The following is a 24,287-nucleotide window of genomic DNA, read 5'->3' on the forward strand; positions in this document are numbered from 1 at the left end:
AGGTTTTTCAATTCCGTTCATCTTTGACGGAAATGGTTGACGTCACTCGGATCCTTTGAGCCGGTGCCCGCGGACCGCGCTGGCGGTCTCCTCGAGCGCCTTCCGGGCGTCCGGCAGCACCTGCTGCGCGACCCCGATGAACAGGCAGTCGATGACGGTCAGCTGAGCGATCCGCGAAGCCATCGCCCCCGAGCGGTACGTCGTCTCGCGCGCGGCGGTGGTCAGTACGAGGTCCGCGGTACGGGCCAGCGGCGAGCGCGGGAAGTTCGTCACCGCGACCGTGGTGGCGCCGTGCTTGGCCGCCTCCTCGAGCGCCTCGACAACCTCGACCGTAGTGCCGGTGTGCGAGATACCGATCGCGACGTCGCCCTCACCGAGCAGCGCGGCGCTGGTCAGCGCGATGTGTACGTCGGACCACGCGAACGCCACCCGCCGGATCCGGTGCAGCTTCTGCTGCAGGTCGAGCGCAACGAACGCGCTCGCGGCGAAACCGTAGAGGTCGACCCGCGGCGCCTTCACGACCGCGTCGACCACCTTCGCCAGTGCGTCCACGTCGACCTGCTGCGCGGTCTCGCGGACCGCCCGCTCGTCGGCGAACGCGACCTTGCTGACAACGTCGGCCAGCGAGTCGCCGGGCTCGATGTCGCCGCCCACCTCGGGGCGGATACTCTCCTGCGCCGACTGGGCCGCCAGCTGCAGCCGCAGCTGCGGGTAGCCGGGGACGCCGATCTGCTTGCAGAACCGGATGACCGTGGTCTCCGAGGTGGAGGCCACCTCGGCCAGTTCGGAGATCGTCATCGCCGCCACTCCGCCCGGGTCAGCGAGGACTGCGTTCGCCACCCGCTGCTCGGCCGGCGCCAGCGCGGGCATCACCGCGCGGACCCGGACCAGCAGCGGCCCCGTGGGTTCTGGAGAGGTTGTTGAATTCATGACAGCCACGGTACGGCGACTATGCACGAAGTGGGGTCACCGACGCGAAAGTCTCCAACCTGTTGCGGTAAATGATTCAGGCGTGCGCTCACCGTCGAGAAGAACACCAGTCCCGCTCGTGATTTTCACACCGTCGACGTAGACACCGCGGCCCTGGTACAGCGGGTCGCTGGTGTATCGCCAGCGGATGGTCTGGTCGCCGGCGCCGAGCTCCGCGGTCACCTGATGCCAGTGCCGGTCGCCGGAACCGCTGATCGAGCCGTCGTGGTCGACCACGGACCCACGATCGCGCACTGTGAAAGGCACCTTGTTCCAAGTGGTTCCGTCGGTCGAAGACTCCAGATACAGCAGATCGGTGTCCTCGGTGTCGACGAACAGGTCGAAGGCCAGCTTGGCTCCACCGGCCGGTACGGCGACCTTCGTCGAGAGTGTCGTGGTCGCGCCGTCCGTCGTACCGGAGAACCAGGCGTCCTTGCCGTGGCGCGGGCCGACGCCGAGGGCCAGTGCGAGCCCTTGGGTGACGGCCCGACGGGCCGGGTTGTTGCTGCCCCAGTCGCGGCTCGGGTGGACCCGGTTGGTCAACAGGATCGCGAACGACCGCGAGTCGAAGTCGATCACGATCGACGTGCCCGTGTACCCGGTGTGGCCGGCCGTGCGCGGTCCGGACAATCCGCCCATGTACCAACGCTGGTTGAGCTCGAAGCCGAGGCCGTGGTCGTTCCCCGGGAAGCCCTGGTTGAAGTTCGTGATCATCGCGGTGACCGAGGATTCCTTGAGGATCCGTGCGCCGCGGTAGCTGCCGCCGTTCAGGAACGTCTGCGCCAGTACGGCGAGGTCGTCCGCAGTACTGAAAACGCCCGCGTGGCCGGCGACACCGCCCAGGGACCAGGCGTTCTCGTCGTGCACCTCGCCCCACACCATCCCGCGCGGCGGCGAGGTCTGGTACTCCGTGGCCGCGATCCGGGGCTTCTTCTTCGGGTCCGGGTTGTAGCCGGTGTCGCGCATCTGCAGCGGTTTGGTGATGCCGTCGGCGACCAGCTTGTCGAGCGTCTTGCCGGTCACCCGGTGCGCGACCTCACCGAGCGAGATCAGGTTGAGGTCGCTGTAGAGGTAGGTGCTGCCGGGCGGGTTCAGGAGCTTGGCGGTCAGCGCCATGTGCAGGCGGGAGGCCGGGTCGGGCTGCGAGCTCCACAGCGGCAGCCAGGACGGGAAGCCGCTGGTGTGCGTGAGCGCCATCCGGACCGTGACGGCTTCCTTGCCGTTCTCGGCGAACTCCGGGACGTACGTCGCGATCGGCGCGTCCAGGTCGACCTTGCCCTTCTCGACCAGCTGCAGCACGACGATCGACGTGAACAGCTTGGACACCGACGCCAGATCGAAGATCGTGTCGGTCCGCATCGGGATCTGCTGGTCCGGCGGCAGCTCGGTGCCGGCGCCGTCGGCGTACTTCAGCGCCATGCCGGTGGCCGTCCGGGTGACGATCTTCCCGTCGTGGCCGAGCAGCGTGACCGCACCGGCGTACAACGGTTTCGTCGTACCGCTCGGTTGCGTCCAGCCCGCGACCTGGGTCAGGGCCGCGTCGATCGGCGCCGGGTCGAGACCCGCGGCGGCCGGGGTCGAGTCGCGCAGCAGCGTGGTCTTCGGCGCGTACCCGTCGTACGGGTGGTCGAACCAGCCCGACTTGTTGCCGCCAGCAACCGCAGGCGTTCCCATCGTCACCATCACCGCCGAAGCAATCGTGAGCGCGGCGAGCCGTTTCATCGGTGCGCGCCCTTGTACAGAAGGTATTTCGCCCGCCGCGCCGTCCAGGCGTCGGTCTCGGGCTTCCAGGCTGCCACGATCTCCTCGGCGGTCGCATCCGCCAAAAGCATGGTCCGGAACCGATCGGAACCGGTCAGGAGATCGATCCACCGGCCGGGTGGGGTCTCCTCCCGCCAGGTGAATTGCGGGTAGAGCTTACGGGCCTCGACGATCATGTGCGTCGCCGCGGTGATCGCCTCGACGCTGTGCGGGTCGGTGATCTGGACCTGTACGCCGCCGCAGAGCACGTTGGCGTTCTTGCTGATCGTCGGCGTGAAGTACGCCTCGCGGAACGCGACGCCCGGGATGTGCTTGGTCTGCAGCGCCTCGGCCCACCGGTAGTCGACGTACGGCGCGCCGATCAGCTCGAACGGCCGCGTCGTACCGCGGCCCTCGGACATGTTGGTCGCCTCGAACAGGCACAGGCCCGGGTACACCAGGGCGGTGTCCGGCGTGGGCATGTTCGGGCTCGGCATCACCCAGGTCAGCCCGGTGTCGTCGTACAACTGGTCGCGCTTCCAGTTCGACACCTCGATGACCTGGAGTTCCTTCAGCCGGCCGCCGTTAGGCTCCAGCGGCAGGTACTCCGCGTCGAACATCCGGGCCAGCTCCCCGACGGTCATCCCGTGCTGCTGGACGATCTCCTTCTTGCCGACTCCCGAGGTGTAGCCGGGCTTCAGCATCGGACCGCGCGCGTAGCCGCCGACCGGGTTCGGGCGGTCGAGGACGACGAACTTCGCGCCGGTGCGGACCGCGGCGAGCATCGCCTCGAACATCGTCCAGATGTAGGTGTAGAAGCGCGCGCCGACGTCCTGGATGTCGAAGACGACGGTCTCGACGCCGGACTTCGTGTAGAGGCCGGCCAGCTTGTCCGCGTTCGCGCCGTACGCGTCGTAGACCATGATCCCGGTCCGCGGGTCGATGTGGTCGCCCTCCGAACCGCCCGCCTGCGCGCTGCCGCGGAACCCGTGCTCGGGGCCGAACACCGCGACGATGTTCACCTGCCCGGACGCGTGCATCGTGTCGACGATGTGCTGGTAGTCCGGCAGGATGCCGGTCGGGTTGCTGATCACGCCGACCTTCTGGCCGGCCAGCGCCCGCCAACCGTCGTTCGCCAGCACCTCGGCGCCGGTCATCACCTTGCGCTTCTGGGCGGGGTGGGCGGCCTGGGCGGCCGGTACGTCGATCAGCGGTGCGGCGGCCAGCGCACCGGCGCCGGCGAGCAAACTACGTCGCTTCATGGACATCTCCTCAGGGACGGAACGCGAGGTCGGCAATCATCGGGCGGTGGTCGCTGGCAGCCTCGGCCACGGGGACTTCGGCGGGCACCTCGGCACGGAGCACCTTCAGGCTAGTACCGACCGTGACGAAGTCGATCCGCTTGGTGGCGGCGACCGCGGGGTAGGTGTACGGGCCGCCGGTCGTCGAACCGGCCGCTGTCCACGCGTCGGTGAGTCGGGTCCACAACCCGGCCAGCTCGGGCGCGGAGGCCTCCGCATTGAAGTCACCGACGAGCACCTGCAGATCCTTCTTACGGTCCTGGGCCAGGATCTTGAGCGTGTCTGCTACCTGCAGCTGCCGAACGGACGGATCGGCTCGGTAGTCCAGATGCGTGCAGTAGACGTGCAGCCGACGTCCCCGCACGTCGAGCTCCGCCTCGAGGAATCCGGGCGCGGGTGCGGGGACCGGATTTGGATCCTGCGTGGACAGCCGCGTGATCGAATGGTTCTCGGTCCGGATGAGCGGGAAGCGCGACAGCAGCCCGACACCGTACTGACGCCTCGGCTGACCGGCAGCGGGCGGGTCGAAGTCGTAGATCGGCGCGAATGCCGAGTGCAGGCCCAGCTTGGTCGCGAGTTCGGCGAGAGTGTCCAGCCACTGGCTGCGGGCATCCCAGTGGACGTCGACCTCTTGCAGCCCGATCACGTCCGCATCGAGCGCCTTCAGAGCCGCGGCAGTACGGTCGAGGTCGAAGACGTTGTCCTCACCGGCGCCGGCGTGAATGTTGTATGAGGCAACGGTCAGGCGGGTCTGTTGCGCGTCGAAGGTCAGGCCGTGGCCGAACGGGTACATGGCCTGAGTCGGGTCGGCCTTGGTCGGGATCTCCACGGGAAGCTTGCCGGTCGGCGCGATCTCGCCGTAGAGGACCTTGGCGAGCGCCTCCATCGACGGCGCCGTGCTGCTATACGTGACGAGTGTGGTCGGCGCGGGGTCGAAGTACGCGACGTCGTACGGGTCGCGGACCGGGACGACGATCACCGGCCGGCCGGTGGCGAGCAGCGCGTTGACGAGCTTCTGCTGTTTGGCCTGCTTGTCGGTGACCTCGGTGTCCCACGCCTTGTTGGTCAGCACCACCGTGAGATCCGCGACCGTCGCCACCGCGTCGGCGATCTTGGCGTCTGTCGGTGTCGTGCCGGTGTCCTTCACGACCGCGGTCGCGCCGCGGGACTGCAGCGCGGTCGCCAGGTTCGCGGGGCTGTAGCCGGTAACGAGGATCGTCCGCGGCGCGGGGGAGAGCGGCAGGAGGGCGGCGTCGTCGCGGAGGAGCGTCGTGCTGTGGTCTGCGATGCGCTGGGCTTCGGCGTAGTTGGCCGGCGTACCGACGATCTTCGCGACGCGGGCCAGGTCGACGTACGGGTGGTCGACCAGACCGGTCTCGTGCTTCAGCGTGAGGATGCGCCGGACGCTCTCGTCGATGCGGGCCTCGCTGATCCGGCCGCTGCGCACCGCGTCGAGGACCGAGTTGTACGCGAGCCCCGGATCGACCGGCATCAGCAACTGGTCGACGCCGGCCTCGATCGCCCGGAGCGGGATCTCGGCATCGCCGTACTTGTCGCGGACGCCCTGCATCCCCAGCGAGTCGGTGATGACGACCCCGTCGAACTCGAGCTGCTCGCGCAGGATCCCGGTCAGGATCGGCCCGCTCAGCGTCGCCGGATCGCCGGACGGATCGAGCGCCGGTACGACGATGTGCGCGGTCATGATCGACTGGATGCCGGCCCGGATCGCGGCCTGGAACGGCGGCAGGTCGATCCGGGTCCACTCCTCGCGGGTGTGGCCGATCACCGGGATGCCGGTATGGCTGTCGGTCGCGGTGTCGCCGTGGCCGGGGAAGTGCTTCGCGGTCGAGACGACGCGGCCGTCGCGCTGGTAGCCCTTCACCTGCGCGGCGACGAGCTCGGCGACCAGCGTCGGGTCGGAGGAGATCGAGCGGACACCGATCACCGGGTTCAGCGGGTTCACGTTGACGTCGGCGTCCGGCGCGAAGTCGGTGGTGATGCCGATGGCCTTCAGCTCACGTCCGGCGATCGCGCCGGCTGAACGCGCGTACGCCGCCGAGCGGGTCGCGCCGAGCGCCATACCGCCGGGGAACTGGGTCGCCGGCGGTCCGACCCGGACAACCGAGCCGTGCTCCTGGTCGGTGCCGATCTGCAGCGGGATGCCGGTGGCGGCGATCGACGCCTCTTGCAGGCCGTTCGACAGGCGCGCGATCTGCTGCGGGTCTTTCGTCGAGTCGGTCCAGGTGAAGTAGATGATGCCGCCGAGGTTGAACTTGGCGACCACCTCGGCCGGCGTGGCCACGCCGTACAGGCTGGTGTTGCGGGCGTCGGCGGTGCCGGCGGTCGGGCCGTACGCGTAGCAGACGAACAGCTGGCCGACCTTCTGCTCGAGCGTCATCCGGCGCATCATGTCGCGGACCCAGCGGTCCGGGGTGGCATCGGCGCTCGTGGTGGCAGCGACCGTCGATCCGGCGACGGTCGCCGCCGCGAGGCCGAGGGTCTGGCGGCGGGTCAGTTCCATGGGGGTCACCAACTCTGTGCGGGCGGGCAGGGGCGATCGCCAAGGTAATTGAATTACAGACACTCCCCCGCGACGCGAAAGTTACCCACGCGCGCACGGCGGGTCAAGGGTCGGTGACGCACGGCGGTCTCTAGGACCGGCCGTCCCGAGGCGGGAGAACCCTGCGACCGGCGATACGGGCGACTCGTGATGGACGACGATCTCCGTCAGGCAGACGGGTGCCGCGAGAGCCAGCACCGCACCGGACCACGGCACATACGTCACCAAGAGGTGCGGCTCCGACTCCACCACCCCACCTCCCAGCGGCATCGCCCGCCGCAAACCCGCGCCCCGCAACCCACGTCCCAGCGCCTTCCCCACAGCTTCCTTCGCCGTCCACAGTTGAAGGAAGGCGATCAATTCATCAGGTTGCCGATTCGTCCACGCCAGCTCCTCCGCGGTGAACCACCGCCTGGCCAGCGCCTGCACCTCGCGGGGATACGCCTCCTCGAGATCCACGCCGAGCGGCCCGCCGTACGACGCGACCACGGCGACCAGCTGATGGGTGTGGCTGACGCTCACCGCCAACCCCGGGACGAGCGGCTGACCGTCCGGGCTGTGGCTGAGTCGGGGTGCGCGGACGAGCGTGCCCGCCAACTCGAGCAGCAGTGTGTGGGCCGCCGCACGCGGCTCGGCGCCGGCCGGCGCCACCCAGACATGTACCGGAGCTACCACCGAAAGAAGGTAACCCGATGAAGGACGAGACCTCGCCCACCGGACGTCGCCCCGGAGGGCCTTGTCGACAAAGTGACAGAAGCGCACGAGCCGACCAACTGGTCCTCTTGAGCGGTCCAGAACTGGATCTGTAGGGCGGACCGGTAGGTCTCTAGCGTGAGTGTCATGACCACCGCGTGCGAGATCCCCACCGTGCAGGTTGCTGCTGCCGACCGTCTGCTGACCAGCCAGTTCGTGCGGCTGTTGGCGATGGTCTTCGGTTCCGGCCTGAGCATGTATCTGCTCACCTCGGTGGTCCCGCTCTACCTGGCCGCGAACGGGTCCGGCGGCGTCGGCGCGGGGCTGTCGACTGCCGCGATGATGTTCTCCGCGGTGGCCGTGGAGCTGATGGTGCCGCGGATGCTGGCCCGCTGGGGATACCGGGTCGTCCTCGGCCTCGGGCTCGTGCTCCTCGGCGCACCGTCGCTGGTACTGCTGACCTCCGCGGCGCTGCCGGTCGTGCTCGCCGTCTGCATCGTCCGCGGAGCCGGCCTCGCGATCCTGGTCGTCGGAGCAGTCGCGTTGGTCGCCGACCTGACCCCGTCCACCCGTCGCGGCGAGGCGCTCGGCGTGTACGGCGTGGCTGTCGGCGTACCCGCGGTGATCGGCCTCCCGCTCGGCGTCTATCTGACCAACGTGGTCGGCTTCGGCGCACTGTTCGTGCTTGCCGCGATCGCTTCGCTCGCCGGGCTGGTCGTCCTGGTCGGTCTGCCCGCGAACGTGAACGCTTCCGAAGAAGAGCAGCATGTGAAGGTGCTCGGCGGCGTACGGCGTAGCGGTCTGCTGACCCCGACCCTGATCTTCGCCGCGGTGACTGTTGCCGCAGGCATCAGCGTCACCTTCCTGCCGCTGGCCGTTGCCGGAGACAAGCAGTCGCTGGTCGCCACAGCCCTTCTGCTGCAGGCGATCGCGGCACCTGTCTCCCGTTGGCTCGCGGGCCGGTACGGCGACCGCATCGGCCCGGCGAAGCTGCTCGCACCCGCGCTGATCCTCGCCGCGGTCGGTGCCGGATCGCTCGTCTTCCTGCTCAGCGCCGTCGCGATCCTCGTCGGGTCGACCTGCTTCGGCATCGGCTTCGGCGCCGCGCAGAATCTCACCCTGACCCTGATGTACAACCGCGTCGACCGCTCCCGCTACGGGCAGGTCAGCGCCCTGTGGAACCTCGCGTACGACGGCGGTTGGGGTGCCGGCGCGATGATCTTCGGCGCCGTCGTCGGTGGCGTGGGCTTCTCAGTTGCGTTCGCCTTGACCGCAGCAGTCGTCGCGGTTGCCGTCGTACCGGCGCTCAAAGCTTCCGCAGTCTGACCCAGCGGACGGCGTGGTCGGGGCCCTTGCGAAGGACCAACGTGGCGCGGGAGCGGGTGGGAAGGATGTTCTCGCGCAGGTTCGGGCCGTTGATGCCGTCCCAGAGCGACTCGGCCTTCTGGATCGCTTCCTCGCGGCTCAGCTCGCCGTACCGGACGAAGTACGACTCGGGGTTGCGGAACGCCGTCTCCCACAGTTTGAGGAAGCGCGCCACGTACCAGGAGCGGACATCGTCGGCCGCGGCGTCGACGTACACCGAGAAGTCGAAGAAGTCGCTGACCGCGAGGCCGCTCTTCCCGTCCGCGTGCCGAGGCGCCGGCTGCAGGACGTTCAGCCCCTCGAGCAGCAGGATGTCCGGCTGCTCGACAGTCGTCCGTACGCCGGGCATGCGGTCGTAATGCAGGTGCGAGTAGACCGGCGCCTCGACCGCGTCCATACCCGACTTCACCTCGACCACGAAGCGGAGCAAGGCCTTGCGGTCGTACGACTCCGGGAAACCCTTGCGCTGCATCAGGTTCCGGCGCTCGAGCTCGGCGTTCGGCCAGAGGAAGCCGTCCGTGGTGACGAGCGCGACCCGCGGGTGCTCGGGCCAGCGGGCCAGGAGTTCGCGCAGCAGACGGGCGGTCGTGGACTTGCCGACGGCAACCGATCCGCCGATGCCGATCACGAACGGCGTGCGGGTCGCGGCCGGTTTGCCGAGGAAGCTCTCGGTGTCGGCGTGCAATGCGCGGGCGTGCCGGACGTACAGCGACAGGATCCGCGACAGCGGCAGGTACACCTCGCGGACCTCGTCCATGTCGATCTCGTCACCGAGGCCGCGCAGCCGCTCGACCTCGTCCGCCGTCAGCGGGGAGACCGTGGTCTCGGCCAGTTGCGCCCAGGTGGCCCGGTCGAGCTCGGTATAGGGAGTCACCTCCCGCGACGGCTGCAGCATGTGGCCCATTCTTCCCACCGGCACGGATCGCACCCACATCGGGCAGACGTGGCCTTTGTCTCAGCCGCGGCCTAACGTCGAAACTTTCGGTCACCTGTCCGGACGAGTTGATCCCGTTCTTCCATCACGTTGCCTATGGCTACGTTCTGCGCAATGGCAGCACGGTGCTGCAGCACATCCGCTGCAGGCACTTCCAGGGGTGCGTCGAGGTGGAGGCGCCGAGCGGTTCTTGCCGTGGTGCGGGACAACGGCACGGCCCACCGCTAAGCTGGTCCGAAAGTTTCGAGCCAGGGGGCGTGGTGAGCGAGCGACCGACGATTGCGAAGATCGCGGAACAGGCCGGCGTGTCGGTGCCGACCGTCTCCAAGGTGCTGAACGGACGCGCGGATGTGGCCGAGGCGACCCGGGCCCGGATCGAGAGCCTGATCCAGGAGCACGGGTACCGGCGGCGCAGCCCGGGGACGGCGGCCAGCCCGATGATCGACCTGGTGTTCAACCAGCTCGGCGGCGAATGGGCGATGGAGCTGATCCGCGGCGTCGAGGAGGTCGCCCGCGCCGAGGGTGTCGAGCTCGTCCTGTCGGAGTGCGGCGGGGCGCTGCGGCCGCGGCAGCAGTGGATCGAATCGGTGCTGAATCGCCGGCCGCTCGGCGTGATCATGGTGTTCTCGGACCTCGACGCGGACCAGCGCGCGCAGCTGGAGGCGCGGCGGATCCCGTTCGTCGTCGTCGATCCGGTCGGCGACGTGGGGGACGACGTACCGTCGATCGGCTCGGCGAACTGGAACGGCGGCCGGATGGCCACGACCCATCTCCGCACGCTCGGCCACACCCGGATCGCGATGATCGGCGGCCCGATCGAGACGCTCTGCTCGCGGCAACGCGTGGACGGCTACACCGATGCGCTGCGATCGGCCGGACTCGAGGTCGATCCGTCGCTGATCCGGTACGGCGATTTCGAGGTCGGCGGAGCGCACCGCGAGGCGCTCGTCCTGCTGCGTCTGCCCGACCGCCCCACCGCGATCTTCGCCGGCAGCGACATGCAGGCGCTCGGCGTCTACCAGGCCGCCCGCGAGCTCGGCCTGGACGTCCCGCGCGACCTGTCCGTCGTCGGGTACGACGATCTCCCGGTCGCCCAGTTCGTCACGCCCGCGCTCACCACCGTCCACCAACCGCTCCACCAGATGGCCGAGCTCGCAGCCCGCGTGGTCCTCGACCTCTCCCGCGGCCGCACCCCCGCTGCCCTCCGCCTCGATCTCGCTGTAGACATGAGAGTCCGCAACTCGACAGCAGAACCGCGGGGTTAGGCTGGCCCGCATGATCGTCGGCGTGGGTATCGATGTGGTCGACGTGGATCGGTTCATGCGGACGCTGGAGCGGACGCCGAGTTTGCGGGAGCGGGTGTTCACACCGCTCGAGGCGGTGAAGCCGCCGGCCTCGCTGGCGGCTCGGTTCGCGGCCAAGGAGGCGTTGGCCAAGGCGCTCGGCGCTCCCGGCGGCATGCACTGGCACGACGCCGAAGTACAGACCGACGAGACCGGCCGGCCGTGGCTGGAGATCACCGGGACCGTGGCGGCGCAGGCGTCGCGGCTCGGCGTACAGAACCTGCACCTGTCGCTCAGCCACGACGCGGGCATCGCCTCGGCCGTGGTGATCCTGGAGGGCTGACCATGCGCAGCGCGCACACCGTCGAGCAGGTCCGCGCCGCGGAGGCCGACCTGATGGCCCGTGTCCCCGAAGGCACCCTGATGCAGCGCGCCGCCACCGGCCTGGCGGTTGCCATCAGCAACTTCCTCGGCGGCACGTACGGCGCACGCGTCGTACTGCTGATCGGCTCCGGCGACAACGGCGGCGACGCCCTGTACGCCGGTGCGCGGCTCGCACGCCGCGGCGCCCAGGTCACGGCCGTCCTCCTCTCGGACAAAGCACACCGGGCCGGCGCCGAAGCCCTCCGCACAGCCGGCGGCCGCCTCGTCACGTCAACCCCTCTCACCGGCCCGAGCGCCGACCCGTCCGCCACTGCCGACCCGTCCGCCACCACCGCCCCGACCGCCGTTGCTGACCTCATCCGGTCCGCTGACGTCGTTGTGGACGGGATTGTTGGGATAGGCGGTCGACCCGGGCTACGGCCGAAAGCTCTCGCGGTGGTGCAGCTCGCCGAGCGGTTCGGCGTACCGATCGTTGCCGTTGACACCCCATCCGGCGTCGATGTCGACACCGGCGAGACCCCGGAACCGCACGTCAACGCCGCTCTCACCATCACCTTCGGCACCCACAAGATCTGCCACTTCATAGACCCCGCCGCCACCGCCTGCGGCCCGGTCCACCTCATCGACATCGGCCTCGACCTCCCACCTGCTGAGGTCGAGTCCCTGCAGACCTCCGACATCGCTCGGCTCTACCCCGTCCCCCACGGCGAGTCCGACAAGTACTCCCGCGGCGTACTCGGCCTGATGGTCGGCTCCACGCAGTACCCCGGCGCCGCTGTCATCGCCACGTCCGGCGCCCTGGGCGGTCCCGTCGGCATGGTCCGGTACGTCGGTCCCGACGCCGTCGCGGAAGCTGTTCGCGCCGCCCATCCCGAGATCGTCGCAGGCGAAGGCCGCGTGCAGGCCTGGGCGATCGGCTCGGGGCTGGGCGACGAGCTGGACATCCCGCGGATCCGCGAACTGCTCGACGCCGAGGAGCCCGTAGTACTCGACGCCGACGGCCTGAAGGCACTCGACGACTCGGGCGACCACTTCGACGTACTTGCGACCCCCCACGCCGGCGAACTGGCCCGCCTCCTCGACGTGGACCGCGCCACGGTCGAAGCCGAGCGCCTCAAACACGCCCGCCTGGCCGCCGAACGCTACGACGTAACCGTCCTCCTCAAAGGCTCCACCACCGTCATCGCATCCCCCGACGGCCAGGTCCGCGTCAACACCAACGCCACTCCCTGGCTGGCCACGGCCGGTGCCGGTGACGTCCTGGCCGGCCTCTGCGGCTCCCTTCTCGCCGCCGGCTTGACCCCACTCGACGCCGGCAGCGTCGGCGCCTACCTCCACGCCGCCGCCGCCAACCTCGCGTCCTCCTCAGGCCCGATCACCGCAATGTCGGTCGCCGCCGCCCTCCCCGAAGCCACCCGTTATCTTCTGGGCGGCTGATTCGGGGTGCGCTATCGTCCGCAAGCATGTTCAGCGTGCGAGGCAGGACTGGCCATCTGGCGTGGTACCGGACCGACGAGGCGGCGGCTGAGGTTGCCTTTCTGCACGGGTTCTCCGACTCCGCACAGTGCTGGGAGCCGCTGATCGGAGCGATGCCCGGGATCCGGGCGCTGGCGATCGACGCGCGCGGGCACGGCGAGTCCGGGCTTCCGGAGGAACCCGTCAGCTACACCGCACATCGCGACGATGCCGCGCTCGTGCTGTCGAGCCAGCCATCGGCCGGCGCAGTGATCGTGGTCGGACACTCGATGGGCGCGATGGCGGCCGCCTACCTAGCCGCGGCGAGGCCCGACCTCGTCCGCGCGGTCGTCCTGGAAGACCCACCAACCGGACCGCCGTCTGTCCAGCAATCGCCGCGCGGAGAGCGGCAGGAGCGGGCGATGGTTATGCCGGGGTGGCTTGCGGAGGTGCGGGCGCTTGAGGTGCCGGCGCGGATTGCGCGGGGGCGAGCGGCGGATCCGGACTGGCCCGAGGATGAGCTCGAACCCTGGGCCGTGTCGAAGGGGCAAGTCAATCCGGATCTGTTCGAGCTGCCGTATCGCGACCCGCGGCCGCTGACCGACTTGCTCGCCGCGATCACCTGCCCGGTACTGCTGATCCATGGCGACACCGAACGCGGCGGACTCATCTCCACGGAGTACGCGGAGCGCTGCGCCCGAGCCGCAGGCGGCGAGTTCCAGGCAGTACACATCGCCGGCGCAGGCCATTCGGTCCGCCGCGACAAGCGCCCGCAGTACGTCGCCGAACTCACCTCGTTCCTTCGCCAGCACAGCTGAACTGCCTTTGTGAAGCCAATCACAAAGTCGCGGCTGGTCCGGTATTGCTGAAAGGATCGGGGCATGGCCAGCGACCGTGGGCGGCGAGGGGCGGCCGTCCGTGCGTGGCTGGATCGGATGAACGAGACGTGGGTCCCGCCGACCGCGAACGACCTGGCGAGTCCTCTGCGTTTCCTCTACTGGCTGACTCGCTCGCAGGGCCGGCGGATCGCGTTGGGCGCGGTGCTAGGCACCTGTTGGACAGTCGGCTTGACCGTGCCGCCGTGGGTCCTGTCCCGCGCTGTTGACGACGGACTTGTCGCACGCGATCCCTCCGCCCTCGTCGGCTGGGCTCTGCTCCTGCTGGCGGTCAGCGTGCTGAACGCGCTGCTGGGGATCGCGCGGCATCGGACGATGACCAAGATCCGGATGGACGCGTCGTTCCGGTCGGTCCGCGCGACGGTCTGGCACACGAGCCGCCTGGGTGCCTCGTTGGCGAAGCGGGTGAGCGCCGGAGAGGTCGTGACCGTCGGCATCGCCGATGTGTACACGGTCGCGATGGCACTGACCGTCACTGGCCCCGGTGTCGGCGCGGTCATCGCGTACGCCGTCGTCGCGGTCGTCCTGTTCACCATCAACCCCTTGCTGGCTGCCGTGGTCCTCGCCGGCGTACCGCTGCTCGCGCTCGCGGTAGGCCCCTTCTTGCAGCGCATCGAACGCACGGGCGGCGAATACCGCGTACACCAAGGACGCTTGACAGTCCGTCTGGTCGACGTACTTGCGGGACTCCGAGTCCTCAACGGCCTGGGTGGCAAGCAGTTCGTCGCCGAGCGGTATCAAGACCAGTCGCAGCGATTGGTACGACGCGGCTATCGGGTCGCCGGCCCCACCAGTTGGGTCGTCGCATTGTCGACCGGCCTGCCGGCGCTGTTCCTTGCCGCGGTCGTGTGGTTGTCGGCGCGAATGGCTGCGACCGGGGCGATCACGATCGGCGATCTCGTCGCCGTCTACGGGTACGTCGCGGTGCTCGTCGTACCCGTGTCGTTCTTCATCGAGGGTGCCGTAGACATCGCCCGCGCTCGGGTGGCGGGGCAACGCATCATCGACCTGCTCAACCTGCCAGTTGCCAAGCGCAACGACGGCGATCCGACATCGATGGGCACCAGGCCGTTGGCGGACCCGGAGTCGGGAGTGGTCATCAGGCCCGGCGCTCTGACCGCATTGGTCACCGCACGCCCGGCGGAGGCGATTGCCGTGATCGAGCGACTCGGACAGGTGCACACCGATTCCCAAGCAGGTATGGAGATCGACGAGCCCGCACGCGAGGAGTTCAGGCGCCGTTTAGTTGTTGCCGACAACGATGCCGAGGTTTTCGCCGGAACGGTTCGTGATGTCGTTGCCGGGCGCATCGAGCCGGATGACGACCGGATTCGTACGGCACTCCGCGTCGCCGTCGCCGAGGACATTGTCGAGGCGCTCCCCGGTGGTCTGGATGCGACGATCGCCGCCGGCGGAAGCGATCTCTCCGGTGGCCAACGGCAACGGATCCGGCTCGCTCGCGCTGTCTACGCAACGCCGGACGTACTGCTCGCGGTCGAACCGACCTCCGCGGTCGACGCGAACACCGAAGCGGCGATGATCGACCGCATCCGCGAGGTCAGGCGCGATACGACAACGGTCATCACGACGACGTCGCCGCTCGTACTGGACCGCGCTGACGACGTCATCGTCCTGGTCGATGGCAAGGTGTCGTCAGCCGGGACACACGCGGACCTGCTGCGCAGCGATCCCTACTATCGCGGCATTGTGTCGCGGGCCCAGGGTGATGCCCAGTGAGTACGCAGCTGCCGATCGCTGGGCCTGCCGAAGTACGCGCTGCCTTGATCCGAGACTTGGGCGCGGACCGTCGCTCCGTCGTCGGACTTGTCCTGGTGAACGGGCTTGCCGCTGCGGCAGGCCTGGTCGCTCCTTGGCTGCTCGGCCGAATCATCGACACGATCCGCGCCGGCTCCGGTGACGTGCTCAGCGCGGTGGACCGACTCGCGTTCGGTGCGCTGGTGTTCACCGTCGTACAGACAGTGCTGTCGTGGTGGGCGCTCAAGATCGGTTATCGGTTCGGCGAACGTACGGCGGCGCGGGTCCGGGAACGCTTCTTGCAGCGGACCCTGGCGTTGCCTCCGCGAGTAGCGGACCATCTTCCGGCCGGCGACCTGATCGCCCGCGGGAGCACGGATGCGTCCCTCGTCGCGGTGACGCTGCGATCCGCCGTCCCCGAGGTTCTGGTGGCCAGCGTCCACGCTCTGTTCCTCATCGTCGCGGTGCTGGTCCTGGACGTGTGGCTCGGGCTGTGCGGGCTCGTGTGCTTGCTCGGGGTTGGCGCGGCGGTGCGCTGGTACGTGCGACGTGCCCGACCGGTCTACCTGGCGGTTGCCGCAACTGGTGCGGAGATGGCGGATGTCGTCGCCAGTACGGCGAAGGGCGCCCGTACGGTCGAGCTCCTCGGACTGGAACGCCGCCGTACGGAGGCCACCGAAGCGTCCATCACCCAAGCCCGGTCGGCGCGCCTGGCAGCACTGTGGCTGCGGACGGTTCTGTTCCCATGGTCCGAGATCGCGCTGGCGCTGCCGGTGGTCGGAGTCCTCCTGATCGGCGGCGCCCTCTACCTCGATGATCTGGTCAGCCTCGGCGTCGTGGTGACCGCCACGGTGTACCTGCGCCAACTCGTCGGCCCGCTGGACACGCTGATGCTCTGGATCGAACAGCTGCAAGGCGCCGGCGCGTCGTACGCCCGCGTCGAAGGCCTCGCGGACATCCCGCAGGCCGAGCTGACGCCGCACGCCGAGCTGACGCCGCGGGTCGAGAGCGTCGTCGGCGACCGCATCCGCGTCGACAACGCGCACTACAGCTACACGGGCGCCCGCGACGTACTGCACGGAATCGATCTGGTCGTGCAGCCCGGCGAACGCCTGGCCATCGTCGGCACGTCCGGAGCCGGCAAGTCGACCCTCGCACGGCTGCTCGCCGGTCTCGACCGCCCGCACATCGGGTCGGTGACGATCGGCGGTACGCCGGTTGCCGATCTCCCGCCGGACCAGCTGCGCGAGCATGTCGTCCTGATCACCCAGGACCATCACGTCTTCCACGACACCGTCCGCGACAACCTGCTCATCGCAAAGCCCAACGCAACGGACGACGAGCTGTACGCCGCGCTGACCGCCGTCGGCGCCACGTGGTGGAACGACCTGCCACACGGCCTGGACACCGAGCTCGGCGAGGACACCAAGCTCGACGACGCCGGCGCTCAGCAGCTCTCGCTGGCCCGAGTGGTCCTGGCCGATCCCCACACTCTCATCCTCGACGAAGCCACCGCGCTCCTGGACCCCAAAACAGCTCGCCGAACAGAACAGTCGCTGGCCGCCGTACTGCGAGGCCGCACCGTGATCGCCATCGCCCACCGCCTGCAAACCGCCCACGACGCCGACCGAATCGCGGTCATGGAGGCAGGCGAACTAGTAGAACTGGGCACCCACCACCAACTGGTCACCGCCAACGGCACCTACGGCCAACTCTGGCAAACCTGGCACACGGAAAACTGAACCGTCCGTAAATACCCGATCAGGCTGGTCGACGGACGCGGGCGCGCGATTCCTGTTGCGCGGGTGGGTGGGTCGGACGTAGGACTGGTTCTGCTAGTGCCTCCGCCGCCTTTGGAGTGTGCACGTGAAGCGACTTGTGGGGTTTTTGGTTCTTGTCCTGCTTGCGGTGCTGCCGGTTCCGGCGGGTGCCACGGCGCGGCCTTATGTGGCCGATCGTCAGACGAAGATCGACGTGATGGGGGAGTGGGCCCATCCCGATGACGACACGAGCATCATCGGGCCGTGCGGGGTGTGGCATCAGTTGTACGGCGTGAAGTGTGGCGTGATCCAGGTGACCCGCGGTGAGGGTGGCGGGAACGCGGCCGGCAACGAGCTCGGGCCTGATCTCGGTCTGCGCCGGGAGAACGAGGACCGTGTCGCCCACTACCGCTCCGGCACCGTCGACATCTTCAACCTCGACCGGATCGACTTCTTCTACAACCAGAGCGCGCCGCTGACGCAGTACTTCTGGGACGAGCAGGAGACGCTCCGAAGGGTCACCCGCGTGATCCGCGAGACGCAGCCGGAGATCTACATCGGCTTCACGCCGACGCTGGCCGCCGGTCACGGCAACCACCAGCAGGCCGGCCGCCTCATCTGGGAAGGCGTGCTCGCCGCGGCCGACCCGAACATGTTCCCCGAGCAGCTCACGGGTCCGCACGCGCTCAGCACCTGGCAGGTCAAGAAGGTCTTCTCCGGCGGCAGCACAGCGGGCACGGGCGGAACGACGACAGCCGCGAACTGCACCACCGGATTCACCCCGACCGGCCTCGACACCGTCGCGGGCGTGTGGACCGGCTACAACTCGCCGTACACGTGGCCGGCCGGCAACTCGCAGGCGCAGACCGCTGGTACGCCGAAGATCTGGCAGCAGGTGGCCGACGAGGGACGCGCGGCGTATCCGACGCAGAGCCGGGTGATGTACAAGGGCGTCTCGGTCCCGGCGTGCCCGCGGTTCGGCATGACCGAGTCGTTCGTGCCGTTCCAGCCGAACAGCAACGCCGCGGCCGGTCGGGACGATGCGATCCTGTTCGGCGCGAAGAAGCCGGACCCGGGCGGACTCCCGCTCGGAACGCTCGAGTACTTCACCTTCAGCCGCTTCTACAACGTCGCCGGCGAGCCGTTCCAGGCGACCGTCCACCTCAAGGCACCGAGCGGAAAACTTGCCAAGGGCAACGTTGCGTTGACGGTGCCGGCCGGCTGGTCGGTCAGCGGTCCGCAGCAGGTGAAGGAGAAGCCGTCCGCCGACCTGACGTTCACCGTGACCCCGGCCGCCAACGCAACGGTCGACCAGAACGCCAAGATCTCCGCGCTCTACACGACCAAGCACGCGACCGGCTACACCGATAACGTCGTGCGGATCGTCGCCGCCGCCGAGGGACGCTTCCAGCGCTGGGGCAACTGGGCGGAGTACGACCAGTGGCTGCAGAACACTGCCCCGCAGGCCAACCGACTCGGGCGTTCGCAGGCGATCCAGTCGATGGGCATCGGCCAGACGATCGACATACCGGTCGTCGTCCACAACTGGTCCACGCAGCCGCAGGCCGGCGCCGTGTCGCTCGATCTGCCGGCCGACTTCACCATCGACGCGGCGTCCAAGCCGTACTCCGTGCAGCCCGGAGCCGACCAGACAGTCACGTTCAAGCTGACCAACACCGACACCACCCTGCCCGCGAACCAGAACGTCAGCATCCCGATCCACACCTCGACCGGCACCGAGACGCTGACACTCACGCTCGTCCCGACCACTGTCATCCCGCAGGCAACGCCGGTCGTCGACGGCAAGGCCGAGCCGGGCGAGTACCCGGGTCAGACCCTCGACCTCGGCCGCATCTGGCAGGGCGCGGCGACCTGCACCGGCGTCGACGACTGCGGCGTTTCGTCAACAGGACAAGGCAGTACGGCGAAGGTCAGCTGGTCCGACGACGCGCTGTTCTTCTTCATCCACATCCGCGACGACTACCAGTCGTACGCCGTGACACCGGCGGAATGCGTGGGCCACTGGCAGGCCGACTCGGTCGAGATCCTGCTCGACCCGCGCGGCAATGCATCCGAGGCGCTGAAGGACACCGCGAACACCTTCAAGCTCGGCATCTTCCCGTTCACGCAGAGCGGCGGACCGTGCTGGGAACGCGACGCGGACAACCACCAGGGCTACTCGAGCGGCGCCCTCGACACCGGCAACGCGCCGGGAGTCCAGGTCGCGTCGACCGCGCAGTGGGTCGGCAGCAACGAGACGACGGTGCCGCACGCGTACGCCGGCGGCGGGTACGACCTCGAGGTGAAGATCCCGCTCGCGGACCTTCCGGCCGCCGTCGATCCGTCCCGGCTCGGCCTGAACATCACGCCGTACGACAACGACGACACGTCAGCACCTGGTACGACGACGTTGCGGCACATCGATATGAGCACGCGGCTGGGCTGGTCGGCGCTCGGCTCGGTGCAGTCCGATCCGTACCGCTGGGGTCTGGCGACGCTGCCCGGCTACACCCCGCCGTCCGGTCGCCCGACCACCCCGACGCCGCCGAACGTCTCGAACCCGAATCTCAACGGCGCGCTGTCGCCGCAAACGATCGCGCAGTCCGCACGCAACGGAGTACCGATCTCCGGCCGCGTCCCGACCGACGACCTGAAGATCCTGTCCAGCAAGGTCCGTCCCACCGGGGTCGATCTCGTCACGTCTTCAAAGGGCTCGGGCACCGCACGGGCCTTCCTGACCAGCGGGCAACTCGCAGCGATCCCGGTCTGGACAACCTCCTGCACCACTGACCCGCCACCGGACTACGGCTTCACCCCGTGCGCCATCACCGACGGTGCCACCCCACCGTGGTCTCCCAACATGAGCGGCCACCTGGTCAACCAGGCCACGCAAGCAATAACCCGCGGCATCCAGCACTGGACGATCCCGTTGACCGCCGCCCAACGCACCCAGCTGATGAACCAGGGCCACCTCCTCGTCTCCTACGAAACACCGCGGAACGAGGTCCAGGCCTTCGACATTCGTATCGGATAGTCAGCGGACCGCCGTGAAGTCCAGGCCGCCGGCCTCGGAACGCAGTCTGAGTTTCGAGCCGGTGACCTGGTAGGTCATCTCGCCGTGCAATCCCTTCAGCAGTTGGGATTCCAGGGTCGCGGGCTCGCCGGGGCAGGCCCGGCGAGTGGTGTCGAGTTCGCCGAAGGTGAGCTTGCCGGTGGACCGCGCGACCACGCCCTGGAAGTCGTTGCAACCGGTCGAACCGGTCACGCGTTCGCCGTTCAAGGTGATCCACGCCTTCTCGGATCCGGCCAGGTGCGAGGCCGCCTCGCCGGTGATGACCGAGGACAGCGCCCACTTGGTGCCGTCGACGGCGAGGTCGGGCTCGGCGACCTTCCGATCGGTCAAGGAGATCGTCGTACTGCCCGCGGTGACGTCGAGTTTGTTGCCGTCGAGCTTCCACGTCGGCTTCGCGCTGATGATGCCGGCCAGCCACTGGTCCTGGCCGTGCTGCGGGCCGGGGCAGCCCATCGCGGTCGATGCCAGCTCGCCGTCGAGCCTGAGCCTGCCGTCCTCGGTCGAGACCTTCGTCTGCATCGAGTTGCAGCCGGCGTCCGCGACCAGTCGCCCGTCGTCGGTGAACTGCAGCCGGACGCGGGTCTTCGGCGCGAGCTGCTTCGGTTTCCCGTCCTCGGTGACAGCAGTGGACAGGAACGTCTTGCCGACCGGCGAGGCGCCCGCGTCGGTGCCCGTGTTCTGCCCACAGCCCGCCAGCAGAAGCATCGTTGCGGCGAGAGCGATCATCGGCTTTTTCACACCCGGAGGACGTTGCCGCGCACGTTCGCGTTGCGTTAAATCGGGACCCGGTGTTGGCAGCCCTGATCACGGTTCGATAACGTCACCGCCGTACGCGAGAGCGAACAGCACGACAAGGCCGGTCGAACCGGCCCCTCTGGGGATTCAATCGAACAGTTGAGGGCCGCGCTGGAGTTCTGGGGCAACAGTGCGACCCGTCGAGCACACTAAGGAACTCTTCGCATGCCCCCCATCCGAACTGCCCGGAGCCGCGTGATCCTGCCTGCGGTCCTCCTCGCCGTGGCCGGCCTGGTCGCAGTGCCGATCGCCGTCCACGCGTCCAAGGACTCGCCGGTATCGACCGCGAACGCCGCGGACAGCACGGTCACTGCCCTCCCGAACGTCGGACGCGTCGAAACCTGTGTCATCGACGCGTACTCCGGCTGCACTGTCCTGCACGGTTTCACCCAGAAGCCCGTCGCGATCACCGCGACCGCTTCCGGTCCCGCGATGGTGTCGATCGACCCGAGCCGCACCACCGACAAGAGCTACCGGCTGCGCGCCCTGCGGTACGACGGCCAGAAGTACCCGGCCGGCACCAAGCTGACGTACACCGTCCACTACGACTTCGCCGCCGTCGCGTCGCAGCCGACCACGCCGGCGCCGACCAGCACGTCGACGCCGACGCAGCCGCCGGCAACGACCACCCCCACGGCGACGCCGACGCAGACCACCACGACGCCGACCAAGCCCCCGACCACGTCGACCCCTCCGACATCACCTCCGTCGTCCCCGACGAGCAGCACGACGACGCCGACGTCGACCGGTAGCCCGAGCGCGACCTGCACCAACCCGTCGTTCGTGACCACCTCGACGAACAACCAGGGTGACGGCCGGACCTTCGGTGCGTACTACGTCCACAACAACATGTGGAACAACGACAACGGCACCTACACGCTGAGCGCCTGCAACTACAACAACTGGTTCCTCGACGTGACCCAGCCGAAGCCGGGCGACAACGGCGTCCAGGCGTACCCGAACGTGCACAAGGACTACAACAACGTCGCCCTGTCGAAGATCCAGTCGGCCAAGTTCGCGGCGAGCACGCCCGCTGACTGCCCCGCCTGTGTCTACGACGTCGCGTTCGACATCTGGGTCGGTGACGACCTGAACAACGAGCTGATGATCTGGACCGACAACAAGGGCCAGACCCCGGCCGGCGACAAGGTCGGCACCGTGACGTTCGGCGGCTTCAAGTACGACGTCTGGCACGAGAACGGCTACACCGCGTACGTGTCCCAGGTGACGCAGAAGTCCGGCACGATGCCGCTGGCCAGCTTCTTCAACGACATGGCGACCCGGGGCTGGGCGCCGAAGCAGACCACCTGGCAGGTCGACTACGGCGTCGAGGTCGTCTCCACCGGTGGCACCAAGCAGCGCTTCAACTTCACCGACTTCTCCATCCAGGAGAACTGACCCCCAGCTCGCTCTCGCGCACCCCGGCGGCCATCGTGTTCTCACGGTGGCCGCCAATGGGTTGGCTCCCGGCCCTTAGGGTTTCCGATGTGATCGGACTCGTGATTTTCGACAACGACGGTGTGCTGGTGGACTCCGAGCGGCTGGCCAACACGATCTTGGCCGAACTGCTGACCGAGGCGGGGCTGCCGTACACGTTCGAGGAAACCGTGCGGGACTTCATGGGCGGCTCGATGGCCTCGATGCGGCAGAAGACCGAGGCGCAGTTGGGGCACCCGCTGCCGGCGGATCTCGAGGACCGGTACCACCAGCGGCTCTTCGAGGGATTCGCGCAGCTGCAGGCGATCGAGGGCGTCGAGGCCGTGCTCGACCACCTGGACGCCCGCGGCATCACCTACTGCCTGGCCTCGTCCGGCACCCATCAACGGATCCGTACGGCGCTGACCGCGGTCGGGTTCCTGCACCGGTTCGAGGGGCGGATCTTCAGCGCCGAGGACGTCGCGCACGGCAAGCCCGCGCCGGATCTCTTCCTGCACGCGGCCGCTTCGATGGGCGTGAAGCCGGCCGACTGCCTGGTGATCGAGGACAGCCCGCTCGGCGTCGCCGCGGCCGTCGCGGCGGGCATGAAGGTGTTCGGGTACGCCGGCATGACGGACCCGGCGAAACTTTCCGATGCGGACACGGTTTTCCACAACATGGCAGCCCTGCCCGACCTGATCGACGCCGCCTGAGACACTGGAAGGACCATGTCTACTCCTCAGTCACACCCGGTCCGCGCCGAGGCGGTCGTGGACCTGGCTGCGATCCGCCACAACGTGACCACGCTGCGTGCCCGTGCTGAGGGTGCGCAGGTGATGACCGTGGTCAAGGCCGACGGCTACGGGCACGGGATGGTGCAGGTCGCCCGCGCTGCCCGCGAGGCCGGCGCAGGCTGGATCGGCGCCGCAGTACTCGAGGAGGCACTCGCGCTGCGTGAGGCCGGTGACACCGGACCGATCTTCTGCTGGCTGACCACACCTGGCGAGCCGCTGACCGACGCAATCGACGCCGGCATCGACCTGTCCGCGGGTGCGCCGTGGGAGATCGACGAGCTGGCGGCGGGTGTGACAGATCGGCCCGCGCGCGTGCACCTCAAGATCGACACCGGCATGTCGCGCGGTGGCGCCGTACCCGAGGAGTGGCCGGCGTTGATCCGGGCCGCCGTGCGCGAGCAGGCGGCCGGCCGGATCGAGGTCAAGGGGATCTGGTCGCATCTGGCGTCGTCCGACGAGCCCAAGAGCCCGGCGAACGAGTCCCAGCTGGCGACCTTCGTCGAGGCGATCGAGGTCGCGGAGTCGTTCGGCATCGACGCCGAGTTCAAGCACCTGGCCAACTCGGGCGCGACGCTCGCGCTGCCGGAGACGCATTTCAACCTGGTCCGGCCGGGCGTCGCGACGTACGGCCTGTCGCCGTTCGGGCATGCGTTGCCGTCGTCCGAGCTCGGGCTGAAGCCGGCCCTGACGTTGAGGGCGCGGCTCGCGATGGTGAAACGCGTGCCGACCGGTGCGGGTGTCTCGTACGGCCTGACCTGGACCGCGCCGCGGCCGTCGACCCTCGGCCTGATCCCCCTCGGGTACGGCGATGGTCTGCCGCGGCACGCGTCGAACGGAGCCCCGGTGCAAGTGGGCGGCCAACGGCGTACGGTCGTCGGCCGGATCTGCATGGATCAGTGCGTCGTCAACCTCGAGGACGACCAGGCCGCCGCGGGCGACGAGGTAGTGCTGTTCGGTCCAGGTACGTCGGGCGAGCCGACGGCGGACGACTGGGCCGACGCGGCCGGCACCATCAACTACGAGATCGTCACCCGCCTGGGCGCCCGGATCCCGCGCAGGTACGTCGACAGTGCTGAATTCCTTCCCCGCCCCACCGCCCCAGTCGAAAGGTAGA

The 24,287-nt window shown here is 68.7% G+C and carries 18 protein-coding genes and 1 pseudogene; 12 read left to right on the forward strand and 7 right to left on the reverse strand.

Annotated elements, in window-relative coordinates; all coding sequences use genetic code 11:
• Positions 1 to 42 precede the first annotated feature (42 nt).
• The 5 genes from EV653_RS28780 to EV653_RS28800 all read right to left on the reverse strand — a co-directional run bounded on the left by EV653_RS28780 (position 43) and on the right by EV653_RS28800 (position 7,245).
• Entirely contained in the window at positions 43 to 930 is an 888-nt protein-coding gene (locus tag EV653_RS28780) for a MurR/RpiR family transcriptional regulator (RefSeq protein WP_134107253.1), read from the reverse strand.
• Positions 931 to 966: 36 nt separating this feature from the next.
• Positions 967 to 2,691, reverse strand: coding sequence for a serine hydrolase domain-containing protein (locus EV653_RS28785; RefSeq protein WP_134107255.1), 1,725 nt, complete (start codon positions 2,689 to 2,691; stop codon positions 967 to 969).
• Entirely contained in the window at positions 2,688 to 3,971 is a 1,284-nt protein-coding gene (locus tag EV653_RS28790) for an exo-beta-N-acetylmuramidase NamZ family protein (protein WP_238160467.1), read from the reverse strand. Before EV653_RS28790 ends, EV653_RS28785 begins: the two co-directional genes overlap by 4 nt.
• 10 nt (positions 3,972 to 3,981) lie before the next feature.
• A complete protein-coding gene (locus EV653_RS28795) occupies positions 3,982 to 6,531 on the reverse strand; it encodes a glycoside hydrolase family 3 N-terminal domain-containing protein (RefSeq protein WP_134107259.1) in 2,550 nt (849 codons plus the stop codon).
• A gap of 81 nt (positions 6,532 to 6,612) precedes the next feature.
• Entirely contained in the window at positions 6,613 to 7,245 is a 633-nt protein-coding gene (locus EV653_RS28800) for a 4'-phosphopantetheinyl transferase family protein (protein WP_166679610.1), read from the reverse strand.
• A gap of 165 nt (positions 7,246 to 7,410) precedes the next feature.
• Here EV653_RS28800 and EV653_RS28805 point away from each other — a divergent pair, with 165 nt between their 5' ends.
• A complete protein-coding gene (locus tag EV653_RS28805; RefSeq protein WP_134107261.1) occupies positions 7,411 to 8,589 on the forward strand; it encodes an MFS transporter in 1,179 nt (392 codons plus the stop codon).
• Here the strand turns inward: EV653_RS28805 and coaA are convergent.
• The gene (gene coaA / locus EV653_RS28810; protein WP_134107263.1) at positions 8,570 to 9,523 is read right to left on the reverse strand and encodes a type I pantothenate kinase; all 954 of its coding nucleotides are present in this window, start codon (positions 9,521 to 9,523) and stop codon (positions 8,570 to 8,572) included. The two genes, EV653_RS28805 and coaA, sit on opposite strands and share 20 nt — an antisense overlap.
• Before the next feature lie 26 nt (positions 9,524 to 9,549).
• On the opposite strand from coaA, the pseudogene EV653_RS42765 reads away from it, so the two are divergent.
• The 8 genes and pseudogenes from EV653_RS42765 to EV653_RS28845 form a co-directional block, all read left to right on the forward strand.
• Positions 9,550 to 9,729, forward strand: a pseudogene (locus EV653_RS42765) (hypothetical protein); the annotation flags it as partial.
• 93 nt (positions 9,730 to 9,822) lie between these two features.
• The gene (locus tag EV653_RS28815; protein ID WP_238160470.1) at positions 9,823 to 10,827 is read left to right on the forward strand and encodes a LacI family DNA-binding transcriptional regulator; all 1,005 of its coding nucleotides are present in this window, start codon (positions 9,823 to 9,825) and stop codon (positions 10,825 to 10,827) included.
• Positions 10,828 to 10,837: 10 nt separating this feature from the next.
• Positions 10,838 to 11,188, forward strand: coding sequence for a holo-ACP synthase (locus EV653_RS28820; protein ID WP_134107267.1), 351 nt, complete (start codon positions 10,838 to 10,840; stop codon positions 11,186 to 11,188).
• Between the two features lie 2 nt (positions 11,189 to 11,190).
• Positions 11,191 to 12,666: an NAD(P)H-hydrate dehydratase gene (locus EV653_RS28825; RefSeq protein WP_134107269.1), complete on the forward strand. Its 1,476-nt coding sequence runs from the start codon at positions 11,191 to 11,193 to the stop codon at positions 12,664 to 12,666.
• Positions 12,667 to 12,701: 35 nt separating this feature from the next.
• Complete coding sequence (locus EV653_RS28830; RefSeq protein WP_238160477.1) at positions 12,702 to 13,502, forward strand: alpha/beta fold hydrolase; 801 nt, start codon at positions 12,702 to 12,704, stop codon at positions 13,500 to 13,502.
• A gap of 63 nt (positions 13,503 to 13,565) precedes the next feature.
• The gene (locus tag EV653_RS28835) at positions 13,566 to 15,317 is read left to right on the forward strand and encodes an ABC transporter transmembrane domain-containing protein (RefSeq protein WP_134107273.1); all 1,752 of its coding nucleotides are present in this window, start codon (positions 13,566 to 13,568) and stop codon (positions 15,315 to 15,317) included.
• Positions 15,314 to 17,077, forward strand: coding sequence for an ABC transporter ATP-binding protein (locus tag EV653_RS28840; protein WP_134107275.1), 1,764 nt, complete (start codon positions 15,314 to 15,316; stop codon positions 17,075 to 17,077). The genes EV653_RS28835 and EV653_RS28840 overlap by 4 nt, the downstream gene beginning before the upstream one ends.
• A gap of 124 nt (positions 17,078 to 17,201) precedes the next feature.
• Entirely contained in the window at positions 17,202 to 20,129 is a 2,928-nt protein-coding gene (locus EV653_RS28845; RefSeq protein WP_134107277.1) for a sugar-binding protein, read from the forward strand.
• On the opposite strand, the gene EV653_RS28850 is transcribed toward EV653_RS28845, so the two are convergent.
• Positions 20,130 to 20,894 carry an META domain-containing protein gene (locus EV653_RS28850; RefSeq protein ID WP_134107279.1) on the reverse strand — a complete coding sequence of 255 codons (765 nt, stop codon included), beginning with the start codon at positions 20,892 to 20,894 and terminating at the stop codon, positions 20,130 to 20,132.
• Between the two features lie 234 nt (positions 20,895 to 21,128).
• Between EV653_RS28850 and EV653_RS28855 the strand changes: the two genes are divergently transcribed.
• The 3 genes from EV653_RS28855 to alr all read left to right on the forward strand — a co-directional run bounded on the left by EV653_RS28855 (position 21,129) and on the right by alr (position 24,286).
• Positions 21,129 to 22,361 carry a GH12 family glycosyl hydrolase domain-containing protein gene (locus EV653_RS28855; protein WP_134107281.1) on the forward strand — a complete coding sequence of 411 codons (1,233 nt, stop codon included), beginning with the start codon at positions 21,129 to 21,131 and terminating at the stop codon, positions 22,359 to 22,361.
• 89 nt (positions 22,362 to 22,450) lie between these two features.
• Positions 22,451 to 23,092: an HAD family hydrolase gene (locus tag EV653_RS28860; protein WP_238160502.1), complete on the forward strand. Its 642-nt coding sequence runs from the start codon at positions 22,451 to 22,453 to the stop codon at positions 23,090 to 23,092.
• 15 nt (positions 23,093 to 23,107) lie between these two features.
• Complete coding sequence (gene alr, locus EV653_RS28865; protein ID WP_134107285.1) at positions 23,108 to 24,286, forward strand: alanine racemase; 1,179 nt, start codon at positions 23,108 to 23,110, stop codon at positions 24,284 to 24,286.
• Position 24,287: the final 1 nt, after the last annotated feature.

The organism is Kribbella pratensis (assembly GCF_004365355.1).
Taxonomy (GTDB): domain Bacteria; phylum Actinomycetota; class Actinomycetes; order Propionibacteriales; family Kribbellaceae; genus Kribbella.